7 protein-coding genes are annotated in these 13146 nt (G+C 47.7%); 1 reads left to right on the top strand and 6 read right to left on the bottom strand.

Annotated features, from left to right (window positions below):
• The 6 genes from acs to ACN0IC_RS02840 form a co-directional block, all read right to left on the bottom strand.
• A complete protein-coding gene (acs, locus tag ACN0IC_RS02815; RefSeq protein WP_416877239.1) occupies positions 1–1959 on the bottom strand; it encodes an acetate--CoA ligase in 1959 nt (652 codons plus the stop codon).
• A complete protein-coding gene (locus ACN0IC_RS02820; RefSeq protein WP_416877240.1) occupies positions 1952–3709 on the bottom strand; it encodes a sodium:solute symporter family protein in 1758 nt (585 codons plus the stop codon). The genes acs and ACN0IC_RS02820 overlap by 8 nt, the downstream gene beginning before the upstream one ends.
• A gap of 4 nt (positions 3710–3713) precedes the next feature.
• On the bottom strand, positions 3714–3977 hold the full coding sequence (locus tag ACN0IC_RS02825; RefSeq protein ID WP_416877241.1) for a DUF4212 domain-containing protein: 264 nt from the start codon (positions 3975–3977) through the stop codon (positions 3714–3716).
• A gap of 161 nt (positions 3978–4138) precedes the next feature.
• Complete coding sequence (locus ACN0IC_RS02830; protein WP_416877242.1) at positions 4139–6631, bottom strand: lyase family protein; 2493 nt, start codon at positions 6629–6631, stop codon at positions 4139–4141.
• Between the two features lie 41 nt (positions 6632–6672).
• On the bottom strand, positions 6673–8136 hold the full coding sequence (locus ACN0IC_RS02835; protein ID WP_416877243.1) for an SLC13 family permease: 1464 nt from the start codon (positions 8134–8136) through the stop codon (positions 6673–6675).
• Between the two features lie 100 nt (positions 8137–8236).
• A complete protein-coding gene (locus tag ACN0IC_RS02840; protein ID WP_416877244.1) occupies positions 8237–11425 on the bottom strand; it encodes a TonB-dependent receptor in 3189 nt (1062 codons plus the stop codon).
• A 166-nt stretch (positions 11426–11591) separates the two neighbouring features.
• On the opposite strand from ACN0IC_RS02840, the gene ACN0IC_RS02845 reads away from it, so the two are divergent.
• Positions 11592–12881 carry a TetR/AcrR family transcriptional regulator gene (locus ACN0IC_RS02845; protein ID WP_416877245.1) on the top strand — a complete coding sequence of 430 codons (1290 nt, stop codon included), beginning with the start codon at positions 11592–11594 and terminating at the stop codon, positions 12879–12881.
• Positions 12882–13146: the final 265 nt, after the last annotated feature.

Here is a 13146-nt window from a genome sequence, read left to right on the forward strand (position 1 = left end):
TCAGGCTTTATTCATTCGGTTTGCAATGAGGTCATCGACCACGTCCGGATCAGCAAGAGTCGAGGTATCACCTAAACTATCAAATTTATCTTCCGCGATCTTGCGTAAAATCCTCCGCATGATTTTGCCGGAGCGCGTTTTAGGAAGGCCCGGCGCAAACTGGATAAGGTCGGGCGATGCAATCGGGCCGATTTCAGAGCGGACATGTTTGACGAGGTCTTTACGCAGAGCTTCGTTCGTCTCGACACCGGAGACGCAGGTGACATAGGCATAAATCCCCTGCCCTTTAATCTCATGAGGGTAGCCGACCACTGCCGCTTCGGCCACGGCGTCGTGAGAGACGAGCGCGCTTTCCACCTCAGCGGTGCCCATTCGATGGCCGGAGACATTGATGACGTCATCCACCCGGCCTGTAATCCAGTAAAATCCGCCTGCATCTCGTTTACAACCATCACCTGTGAAATAGGTCCCGGGATAGGCCGAAAAATAGGTGTCGATAAAGCGCTGGTGATCGCCGTAAACCGTGCGCATCTGGCCTGGCCAGCTTTCTTTGATAATCAAATTGCCTTCGGCTTCGCCTTCAAGCTCCTTACCTTCCGCATCCACAAGAGCAGGTTCAATCCCAAAAAACGGTAAGGTCGCAGACCCCGGTTTCATCGGCGTGGTTCCCGGCAGCGGCACAATCATGGCACCGCCCGTTTCTGTTTGCCACCACGTATCGACAATTGGGCAGCGCCCCTCGCCAACGGTGTGAAAATACCATTCCCAGGCTTCGGGATTAATTGGCTCGCCCACCGTGCCCAGAACCCTGAGAGAGCTTCGGTCTGTGGCTTTCACCGGACCGTCCCCTTCCCGCATCAAGGCGCGAATAGCCGTCGGCGCCGTATAGAAAAGCGACACTTTATGCTTTTCGCAAACTTGCCAGAAACGCGACGCATCAGGATAGGTCGGAACCCCTTCAAACATCACCGTCGTCGCGCCATTGGCAAGCGGCCCATAGATAATATATGTATGACCTGTCACCCATCCGACATCGGCCGTGCACCAATAGACATCGTCTTCTTTCAAATCAAACACGTGCTCATGGGTCAGAGCCGCCCAAACGAGATAGCCGCCCGTTGTATGGAGCACACCTTTCGGTTTTCCGGTCGATCCCGACGTGTAGAGAATAAAGAGCGGATCTTCGGCATTCATCGGCTCCGGCGCGCAGTCATCGGAAACATTTTTCACCGCCTCATGCAGCCAGACATCGCGGCCCTTGTCCCAGTTCACGTCACCGCCCGTCCGTCGGACACATAAAACCTTAGAGACAGGTTTGCCGGCTTTGGCCGCAATATCGCAAGCGGCGTCGCAATTGGCTTTCAGCGGAATGGATTTAGAGCCTCTCACCCCTTCGTCAGCGGTGATGACAACCGTACTGTCACAATCGGTTATGCGTCCGGCCAAAGCCTCAGGAGAGAAGCCGCCAAAAACCACAGAATGTACCGCCCCGATACGGGCGCAAGCGAGCATGGCAAATCCGGCTTCGGGGATCATCGGCATATAAAGCGTCACCCGGTCGCCCTTTTTCACACCTAAGTCTTTCAGAACATTGGCGAGGCGGCACACCTCCAGATGAGCCTCGCGGTAGGTGAAAGTTTTGCTATCAGACGGCTCATCGCCTTCCCAGATAATGGCTGGCTTATCCCCGCGTGTGGCCAAGTGTCGGTCAAGACAGTTGGCGGTGACATTCAGCACGCCGTCCTCATACCATTTCACGGATAGATCGGCTTTGTCCCAGTTTACGTTTTTGACCTTTGTATAAGGCTCTATCCAGTCCAGACGCTGCCCCATCTCGCCCCAAAAGCTTTCCGGATCTTCAATCGACGCCGCATACATAGACCCGTATTGCTCTGGCCCTATATTGGCTTTTCGACTAAAATCAGTTGGAACGGGATAGGTCTTAACGTCGTCACTCATAAACTTTGTCCTTAACTGTACCGGGGATACGGATGTCATCTACGAGGATCTGGATAGCAAGCGGCGGCGGTGCTGTCACGAGAGACACAATCATGCCGACAGCCAGAGACACCCACATAAAGGCAAAGCCAATACCTTCCGGCGAAATACCGAACCACCATCCGGCCTCCGTCCCGCCCATGAATTTGAAATAACTAATATAAGACACAGTTGAAATCAGACCCGTCAACATCGCTGCAATCGCGCCTTCACGATTCATGCGTTTCCAGAAAATCCCCAAAAAGATGATTGGAAAGAGCGAGGCTGCGGCAATCCCAAAGGCAAAGGCGACCACCTGCGCCACGAAAGGCAGGCTCGACGCAAAGGCCCCGATCAATCCCGCCGCTACAACTGCGGCTGCGGCCGCGATTCTAGCTGCGAGCATTTCCTGTTTCTCGGTCATATCGGGCGTGAGGGTCCGCTTCAAAAGATCATGCGAGACGGCAGAGCTGATGACCATAAGCAAGCCCGCTGCTGTCGAAAGCGCCGCGGCTAAACCGCCGGCCACAACCAGTCCAATAACCCATCCCGGCAGCTCCGCGATTTGCGGATTTGCCAGAACAAAAATATCCCGGTTGGGGTCAACTTCATTCTCTAGGCCGTCCGGTGCATTCGGCCCGCGATACTGCATAATGCCGTCCTGATTTTTATCTTCGAAAGATAAGAGCCCTGTTTTCTCCCAGTCCTTATACCACGCCGGAACCGGCTTCCCGCCTTCGGATATTATTTCTGCCGCGCGCGCTTCGTAATCTTCTCCGTCCTGGATATAGGTCGCTTCATTCACCGTTTCGACAAAATTCATCCGGGCAAAGGCGCCGACAGCCGGCGCGGTGGTATAGAGCAGCGCAATAAAGACAAGCGCCCATCCGGCGGACTTTCGCGCCGCCCGAGCGGATTTGACTGTGAAAAACCTAATTATCACATGTGGTAGCCCGGCTGTGCCGAACATGAGAGCCGCCGTGATACAAAAGATGTCTATTTTGGATTTGGTCGTCGAGGTATATTCTGGAAAGCCGAGATCGGTTAAAACAGTATTGAGTTTTTCGAGCATCGACACATCTGTCCCGACGGCATTGCCGACAAATCCTAATTGCGGCACAGCGTTTCCGGTAATGATCAGCGAAATAAATATCGCCGGAACTGTATAGGCAAATATCATCACGACATATTGTGCGACTTGCGTATAGGTGATGCCTTTCATGCCGCCCCATACGGCATAGACGAACACAATCGCGGATCCGATAAAAATACCAAGATTGAAATCGACGCCGAGGAAGCCGGAGAACGCCACACCGACGCCTTTCATCTGTCCGGCAATATAAGTGAAGCTCACCATAAGAGCACAAATGACGGCAATGACGCGCGCCAGTTTTGAATAATATCTATCTCCGACAAAATCCGGCACGGTAAACTTTCCAAACTCCCGCAAATAGGGCGCGAGCAAAAGCGCCAAGAGGACATAGCCGCCTGTCCATCCCATCAAATAGACAGAGCCGCCATAGCCGAGAAAGGCAATTAATCCGGCCATAGACAAGAAGCTCGCCGCGCTCATCCAGTCCGCGCCCGTGGCCATGCCGTTCAAGGTCGGATGGACATCATGTCCGGCGACATAGAACTCATTGGTCGAGCCGGCCCGCGCCCAAATAGCTATGCCGATATAAATCCCGAAAGTCAGGATAACGAAAAAATAGGTCCAAAGGGTCTGATCCATGATCCTAGCCCTTGATTCCGTATTTCCGCTCCAGCCGTGTCATCTGAATACAGTAAATAATAATCAAGAGAACGAAGATATAAATCGATCCGTTCTGCGCCATCCAAAACCCCAATGGCGCGCCCCCAACGGAAAAATTATCAAGCGCCTCACGGAACAAAATCCCAGCTCCGAATGATACCAGGAACCAGACCAATAAGAGCGTCACAGTGAGCTGTTTTGTGGCGCGCCAATAATGCGCGCGGTTTCTAATCTGTTCGTCACTCATAAAGTTTCCCCTCTGTTTTGGGGAGTTTAGCAAGCGTGAACGAGATGGCTATGAGGAAATTATGTCTTAAGACTATTTATAATCCCGAAGCGAAGATTAGAAGACTTATCTAGTCATGCAGAAGCACGTCATTATGATACGGTACTTTTCCTAATCCGATACTATTCAGAACAGGTTTTTAAGTTGGGTTGATCTCTGGAAATGCGTTGTTCTGAAATCCAGTTACGTGTCTCCGTAACCTGTTGGGCTGAAAGACCGATATATGTTGTAGGGTCTAATAAGTCATCAAGCTGACCTGAGAGCTTAGGGCCAATGAGGTTATCTTCCAGAAGTGCGGCTTTAAACGTTTTATCACTTTCAAGGCTGAGATTTGCGGCATGCCTTACACGTTCTTCGGCCTGATGTCGGGGTATGTCTTCAGCCAGAAAAAATACCAGCCTTTGGGCCATGATCATACCACCCGTTCGTTCCATATTTTCTCTCATCCGTTCGGGGCGGATTTCAAGACGTTGAATGAGTTTATTTACATCCTCCATCATTTCCATTCCGGTTTGCGCCAGACTTTCCAGCGACCGAATAGGACGTGAAGTGTTATCCCTCTCAAAATGGTTCACCATATCTTCAAGTAGGATGTCCGATTGGCCAGAAATTACACGCCCATGATGTATCAACTGTTCTGATAGGCTCGGATTACGTTTATGCGGCATGGTACTACTACCTACAGCTGTTGTTCTGCGCTGTTCATAGACTTCTCCAATATCTGTCATCTGAAGGTGAAATATTTCATTTCCGATATTGGCATAAGACCGAGAGAGAACAGCCAGAATGGCAGCATATTCACCGAATTTGTCACGAGCGGCTCTATCATCGGCAGGAGCCGGTAAGCCCAATCCCAATAGTTCTGAAGTTCGCTTCTCAATTTCGTAACCATCTGGCCCCAGACCCAGATGTGTTCCAACGGCGCCTTTCAGTGTTCCGTGTCCTTTTAGTCTGTCTCGAAGGTCATATAGGCGGTCCATGTTCCTGCGATTGACCCCGGCCCAGCCCGTAACTTTCTTACCAAAAGTTATAGGCAAAGCGTGTTGGCCCAAAGTCCGCCCCATCATAGGCGTGTTTTTATGAGATTCTGCCAGACAGACAAGACTGTCCTCCATTATCAGCATATGGCCAAGGAGAATGTCAATCGTATCTAATAGCTGCAGCGTCAGAACCGTGTCATAAATATCGACTGTGGTGACCCCATTATGAAGCGCATTGGCCGCTTCCGGACTAAGGCTTTTCCGCCAAACATTTAAAAGTGCCACCATACGATGACGGACGAGTTCATATTCATTGGCAATTTCTTCGATAGGCGCATATTTGACATCCGCCTTTCTGGCAATCTCTGCTGCAGCAGAAGCCGAGATGATACCATATTCCGATTGAGCTTGAGCAATAGCGGCCTCAATTTCCATCACAAGGTTATTGCGATTCACATCACCAAAGATATCACCTGCAGGTCGTGTCGGCGGCGTTTTCTCAGTCGTTAAGTCTTGCAACGTCAAAAGAAGTCCTCGGGCCATTGCCGCGCTCAAATCCTTTAACTCTGCACGGTTTATCTCGTCGGCGAATTCTACTGTGATGGCCGGTGCTTTATAAGTCTCAGAAAACCAAGTTTTCGCTGTCGGTAAATCCGGATTATGACTTGCGGATCGCGCGGGAACAGGTTTGTCCCATACGGCGTCTATATTGTTATGCCATCTTCGGGCAAAATTTTCAGGTTTTAAACCTGCATGATCCGGTTGTGTATAAATAACATTCCGGCGCGTCGCGTGAAAATCCAATAAGAGATAGGGCGTTATACCTGCCTTTACCCTTTGTTGGATTTGCCCCCTTACAGCTTGTGTTTCAGGTTGAGAGAACGGACCCCAATCTCGATTTAGATCCAGTCCATTGGCATTGTGTCGCCAATTTCCGTCTTTCACGCCGTCCGGGTTCATTTCCGGGACAATCAAAAATTCGAAATTGTCTAATTCGGTTTTATTCGACGAATTTTCGAACAATGCTGCGAGAAAAGATTTCAATCCTAATCGACCCGGGACTTCCGGTGGATGCTGTCCCCCGGTAATAACAATCAGAGGCGCGTTGGACTTACTGGAGCTTCGGGTCATTGAGACTATCGGTTGGCCGCGTTCCGAACGACCAATTATCTCAAAATCCAAACCATTATCCGTTGCATAGTCGGTCCAGTAAGATGTTTTTTGAGGGATTGGTATGACCTCTTGGGCTGCAATTCGGGTTTGGCCCTTTGGCACGGTAACCGTCAGCACAGCTTTCTGGCCCTCTTCATGTATATTTAGTGATGACTCCGGCAGAGGGTACCAAAGTCCATCAGGGTTCTGCATTTTGGGTTTATATCTATGCTCAGCATTTTCGTAATTCAGAGTAATAGATATTGTTTGTGGAACCTCTGTTTCTAAATCAAAAGCATACCAAGGACTGGGGTTTATAGGTGTGTTTTCTGGCAAGATCTGGATTTCAAAATTATCTTTTTCTAACCTGACACATTGACCCGCACGCGCTCCGTCAAAATCGGTCGTTAGTTTTGGAAAACCATCCTGACAGGATATAATCGGCTGAGCATATAATTGTTCAGCAGGAAAAATGCCTGTCAATAAAATCCCGACGGACAAACATATTTTTTGACGAAGAGGCCTCATGAACCAAAAACAGCTGGGGCTAAATAGAGCGAAACAACGGTCAGGACGGCCACGCCGATTAGGTTTAAGACGATACCCGCTCGCATCATTCGAGGAATAGATACAGAACCTGAGCTGAAAACAATCGCATTTGGCGGGGTTGCGACAGGCAACATAAAGGCGCAACTCGCAGCCAAAGTCACAGGGATAACGAAGACCAACGGATCTTGACCTGTTTCTACGGCAATAGCCGCCATGACCGGCAGGAAGGTCGCCGTCGTCGCCAGGTTGCTGGTTAGTTCTGTTAGGAATATGACCATGGCTGTTATAGCAATAATCAAGATAATAATATTCACGTCACCAAGCGGAACCAAAAGCTCACCAATCCACTGCGTTAATCCTGAACTTGTCATTGCAGTGGCTAAAGCAAGGCCTCCGCCAAAAAGTATCAAAACTCCCCAAGGCAGGCGTTTTGCATCTTCCCACGTCATCAAATTCTCACCATCTTTCCCGCTCGGTATCAAAAATGCGGCAATCGCAGCCGCCATAGCTACTCCACTATCAGTCAGTTCCGACATACCTGTTAGACTAGCTAATGGCTTGCGGAATATCCAGCCGAGAACAAGCGCTGTAAAGATGAGAGCAATCCGGATTTCGGGTTGCGTGATTTTAGACATGTTTCCACTCATAATACCAATTTGCGCTTTGGCCTCTTTAGTAGCTCGGAAATTCACCTTGAAGATAAATCGCGTGAGAGCAAGCCAGGTAAGAGGAAGCATGATCATTGATACAGGGACACCAATGAGCATCCATTTTCGAAAATCAATTTCAATATTATAAGTACTTTGCATGAAGCCGGCCATGAGGGCATTGGGCGGTGTCCCGACAAGAGTCGATATTCCTCCAAGTGTCGCGCCATAGGCAAGGCCAAGTAAAAGGGCCGTCTCAAAATCGGATCTTTCTCTCTCAGCCAGGTTTGGAATAGTGTCACGGATGACGACAATCACTGACATGGCGATAGGCAAAAGCATGAGTGTCGTGGAGGTGTTCGATATCCACATTGAAATGAATGCGCCTGCGGCCATGAAACCTGCAATCAGAGACTTTCCGTTCATTCCAAACATTTTAAATGTCTTAAGTGCTACCCGGCGGTGCAAACCGGATCTTTCGATTGCAATTGCGATAACAAATCCCCCGAAAAATAAATAAATAATCGGGTGCGCGTAACTCGGTGCAGTTTCAGCAATAGGTAAAACTCCCAGTGACGGAAACAAGACAAGAGGCAATAAAGCCGTCACGGCGACTGGGGCGGCTTCTGTTGCCCACCAAATCGCCATGAGAGCAGCCACTGCAGCAGTCATCGTTCCAGCTTCGGGGAGCCCAGCAGGCCTAAGAAAGATATAGATTAATATAGCCGCAACAATTCCGGCAAAGAGCCCAAGGGTTCGGTGACCGGGCAGTAACTTAGTTGAATGTCTCATCGCACCATTTCAATTCTGAGTGAATTGGCTGCTGGTAAATACAAGCAGCCATAAGACTGATTTCAATTTCCTCAGTCTGACTCTTTGTGAAAATCTAACTCTAGAATCTTAGACGCAGTCCAGCCCGATAAGACCGTCCGTTGAAAGAAACAAAATTGGGTAAGTTTCCTTGCCGGTCATTTGTCTCGAACGTTGTCGGTTTCGTACCGTCATCCAGAATATCGTTGGCAGAAAAGAATACAGTTGCCCGGCTGACTTTTCCAATATCCCGGAATGTATATTCCAGATCAAAATCCAAAAATCCTCGGTCCTGAACATATTGAGCAAAACCAAAACTACTGATTTCTTCCAACTGTATGCCCGCATATCGATAGGCTAATGTGGCCTCCCAATTATCATCTTCATAAAAAACTGCCGCATTTCCGGTGACGTCAGGTGAATTGAAGAACTTGAATTCCCGCGTGAGAGTATCCCCTGCATTTGCAAGACCCAACACAACTAAAGCATCCTCCTCGTCCAGAATACCCAGGTCAATATCCGTCTCAGTTCTCTGAACCGTTACATTGCCGGCAAATCCCAAATTGGAAAGGAGGCCCGGTAAATAATCAAATGTATGAAACAGACTAAACTCGGCGCCATATACTTTTGCACGATCGCCATTCGCAGGCTGTCTTAAAATGATATCAGCATCATTACCTGCCAAAAGAGAATCTAGACCCCCCAATTGCTCTATAAAAGCGAGACCTTCCGGAGAAAGCGGGGCGGTTTGCAATGCTTCAACCGGGTCGAAACCCTGACCAACGGCTCCGAGATCTCCTTCCAAAGCAAATGTATTAAAGATGAAGTCATCTATCTCTTTATAAAAGACGGCAAATGCAATCGCGTTAGTATCATCTTTGTACCATTCTGCAGATAAATCGAAGTTTTTCGAATAGGCGTTCTTTAGATCAGGATTACCGATATTATAGCTCAAGCTCACGCCTTCAACATCCGACGCCGTAGCAACATCAGGCGTAACACCATCCAATAATTCTATATTGAAATTCCCGTCTACTTCAGCTGCAAGTAAATCGAAAGTCGGACGGGCAATAGATGTCGTAAATGACGCTCTTAACTTTAACTCATCCGTCATATCATAATTAAATGCGATACGCGGAAGAAATTCAAAATTTTCAGTCTGAGTTATTGCCTGTTCCAAATCTGCATTTGGGGCAAGATCGATAACATCGCCACTTCCCATTTGCGAGAAAATCAGCCCGCTATCAAAAGTAACCGGCGCTGAAAATTGTCCCTCATATTGCTCAACACGAAAGCCACCGATTATATCTAACCGATCAAATGTCCACTTGCTCTGAAGATAAGCTGTATAGAAATCCTCTTCAGCCTCCAATCTGGTAACGTCCCGAAAATCTGATCCGGACTCAAAAAACCCCTGACGAAAAGTTCTTCGGATTTCACGCAACCGGGCAGGATCAAAGATTGGCACTCCGTTCAGACCGATAGCAGCATACGGATTTCCTAGCCTATCATATGTCGCTAAATCCCCGGTAACGACACCTAGATCACCGATCACAGAATTATTGTCGCCTAGACTTCCTCCGGGTTGTCCAGAACGATCAATACCCAGAAATTCACCATTAGGACCAAGAGAATCGTCTACATCAGAGATATCAAGTTCAAGTTGAGTGTATTCTGATTTCTCAAAAACAACTCCGAATTTGATATTTTGCCACGGCTTTTCATTTTGAAAATCATATTGTGCATCAAATCGCCCAGTATAACGCTTGTTTTCTCGCGAATCTTCTATGCTCTCGTCGAAATCATTAATTTCGCCGCATCGGCCGCTGGACTCGTCCGGATTCGTACAAAAGGGATCTATTGCCAATCTGAATACATCCAGATCTTGCGGATTTGGCGCAGGGAAATGAGGCCGGCTGAAATCCAGGGGAACAAAAGTTACCGCATTATCATTTGTTCCACCAGGGACATCGTCAAAGTCATTGGTAAAATCAATGGATAGGACGGGTTCATCCTTGAATGCACGAGAATATCCACCTGTATATTCAAAACTCCATTTGTCGAGTTGAGTCACGCCGCGAAGAAAATAACGCTCTTGAATTTCCCTTGAATCCTCTATCTGACCCTCAAAGGTAACTTCAGGATCAGGGAATGTAGAGGGGGCTATACTTGTACATCTTGTACGATCAAACGGATTTGCGTTTTCGAACGCGGCGTTACTTGCAAATTCGCCGCTCTCGCAACGAATATCACCATTATCAGCATCAAATTCTATATTGGATGTTGTCTGAGTTGTGTCATCTTGAGTATAGCGACCGCCGAGAGTCAGCGATGTATGCGGCGCAACTTGCCACTCCACAGCCCCAGCCAAATTTAGATTTTCTCTTTTTATATCATTATCTTCGAAATTTATTTGCTCATTGGTGAACAGATCCGTTGAAAGGAATCCTTCCGGAACCAAGTCAATCTCACTTTCGTCGATAAATGTTGCAATTCGCCCATCCGGCGCAGTAATTTGGGCTGCATTAACCTGTTCAAGGGTAAATGATGCCGGGTTCGCATAAAGTGTATTTAAATAAGTTTCCCGAAAAGACCCACTCAGATTAACGGCAAAATCATCCGTTAGTTTTTTTGTGAATCCGCCATTTACCCGATAACCCGTATCGTCATTAAAAGTATTATCTCTCACGTCGAAAGAGAGATAAGCCGTTGACCGACGATCCAATGGACCACGGGTACGAATATCAACAACGCCGCCAATTCCTTCTGAGCTATCCTCAGGAAGGGGCGCTTTGGTTACTCTGACAGTTGAAATATTATTGGCTGTGACAATATCCAGGGCCGTACGGCGAAACTCGTCCGCTGTCCCGGTTCTTAATCCATCATACAGTACCGTATTATAACTTGCGTCCAATCCGCGAATAGAAATGAATTGTCCCTGCCCCGTATCATTCTCTCTTTGAAACGAGATACCAGGCGTGCGCGCCAGAGCTTCAGCAATATTCGGATCCGGGAAGCGACCAATATCGTCCGCAGAAAGAACATCTACAATTGACTCAGCGGAGCGTTTTTCGTTCAGTGAGTTGATAATCGAGCTTCTCTGACCTGTGACAATGACCTCATCATCCGAACCTATCTGAGTAGTAGGTGGATTTTGAGATGGCGTTTGAGTTGGCTGCGTATCCTGGGCTAGCGCAGTCACTGCACTAGACAGAGTGATCGTTGAGACCGTTATGGCCAGTAGAAATTTCTTCTGAGTCCGAGTTTGCATATTTCCCTCTCCCTTATAATTTTTTATACTTTATGACCTTATTAAACAGAGTCAATAAAATTATACAAGTGGTTCAGTAATTGTGATATAGTCGTTCCTGAGAAACTTTGTTGATATGAAAGACCATGCCTCTATTACCATTTCGGTAAATGAGCGGATTTAAAGAATGGATACGAAACAAACAAAATCTTTGCAGGCCGCGGAACGGGGAAATAAACGCTCGTTAGTGCTATCTGAAGCCGTGCGTCAATTTAATGACTTAGGGTATTTTGACACCCGCCTGAAAGATGTCGCAGATCACCTCGGCACCACAAAAACCAATATAAGCTACCACTTCAAATCGAAAGAATCGTTACTGTTTGAAGCTTATTCTCTCAGCTGCGACTTTGCAGAGGATAGATTGCGTGCGGCCGCACACGAAACAACGGGTCTGGGTCGAATTCTCACGCTCATGCAGAGCCTCGCTTTAAAATATGCGGCTACTTTAAATGGTCAACATCCTCCACTGGCGGTCCTGAATGATTTACAGGCTCTAAAGGAAAGTGAAGATGTCGAAATTTCCTCCCGCCTCAGGGATTATTGTCGAGGTTTAAGAACTTTTATAAAAGATGGCCAAACGGATGGATCCGTCCAAATTAGTTCAATAAAAAGCACTGTATTCCTTTTGTTAAGCCTTCAGAAATGGATTGATGGCTGGTTGAAATCCATATTACCGGGCCATCATGACATTGCCATTGCGACATTGATGGACTTGCTAAAATATGGTCTGGCTTCTGAGCCAAAAAGGTCACTCCGGACCGCTGACCCTGTTGCCCCTTTTATTGCGCAAAGTGAAAACTTCGCCTTTGATCGCAACGCACGAAATAAAATGAAACTCGAAGCGTTTCTTCGGGTCGGCACACGCCATCTCAATCGTTATGGCTATCGCCAATTATCCATAAATGATATTTGCAGTGAATTAGGGGTCAGTCGAGGTGTTTTCTATTACCACTTTGAAGACAAACAGTCGCTTCTGAAAGATTGCGCCGCGCGATCATTCGGCGTAATTGAAAACAGTCTAAAGGCCCAATCCTCGGGAGCATCCGACTCTCTCGAACATTTACACATGGCTCTCAGCGCCCTCTATACTGGCCATTACTCAGACCTTAACCCCCTCCTGCGCCAATCCGCTCTCGTGTTCCTCGAGGACAAAGACAAAGCCGTTATGAAGGCCAAAACGCGACGGATTACAGCTCTGTTTGCAGAACTGATCGCAAGTGGTGTTGCGGAAGGGAGCATCAGGCACATAGATCTAGATGCGATAGAGACATTGCTCTTTGGAACTATATTTTCCGCGACGGAGCAATCTGCAAAATTGTACGGTTTGGGGAAATCAGAGATCGATGACGAGGGGGCAGAGAGCTTGAGTGCAAGTCAATTTCTCTACCCCCTGTTTTTTGGATTGGCCAAAACTTAAAACAATGAAATCAGCTTTTCAGTGATCTTTAATCTAAAGCTTAAAAAGGTTCAGAGCACCCGAAGTGAAGATCACTACAGGCAGGATATTTAAAACCCTTCAAAACAAGGCTCATGAGTGCAAGACGCGAAAGAACTTCGATCTAACTCTCCCGGTCTCCTGCTAAAAGCAGAAAACCCATAAAGTTTACTTTTCGAGACCAGTGCTATCTCTCAATCTGCCCTGAATTTACAGATAATTAGGCGCATTGAGAATTTGATTCACA

Source organism: Litorimonas sp., from assembly GCA_029936425.1.
GTDB lineage: Bacteria > Pseudomonadota > Alphaproteobacteria > Caulobacterales > Maricaulaceae > Litorimonas.